At 61.4% G+C, this 285-nt stretch carries 1 protein-coding gene; it reads right to left on the bottom strand.

Annotated features, from left to right (window positions below; genetic code table 11):
• Positions 1-285, bottom strand: a 285-nt coding sequence (locus EE949_RS08415; RefSeq protein ID WP_241152847.1) for a Cache 3/Cache 2 fusion domain-containing protein, incomplete at both ends; no start/stop codon positions are given.

The following is a 285-nucleotide window of genomic DNA, read 5'->3' as shown; positions in this document are numbered from 1 at the left end:
CGGTAAAGTCGTTGTTCAGGGCAGTATCGCGCAGATACAGGCCTGGGGTCTGGGTGCCCGCGACCGCAACCGGTTTGTCGGTCTGCAAGGTCAGGCCGCCGGCGAAGCGCTTCTCGAACAAGCCGCTCAGGCGCTGGGTGCTGTCGCGCAGTGTGCTGTGAAAGGTGCTGAGCTGATCGGCCAGCAACCGGGCTTCGCTCGACATGTGTTCTTCGCGAATGACCAGATTGGATGCGTCCAGAGACCTCAGAGCGAACAGCGTACTGCCGCTGATAACGACTGCCA

Source organism: Pseudomonas viridiflava (assembly GCF_900602065.1).
Classification (GTDB): Bacteria; Pseudomonadota; Gammaproteobacteria; order Pseudomonadales; family Pseudomonadaceae; genus Aquipseudomonas.
The sequence above is the reverse complement of the archived record's forward strand: the minus strand, read 5'-3'. Positions and strand labels throughout refer to the sequence as shown.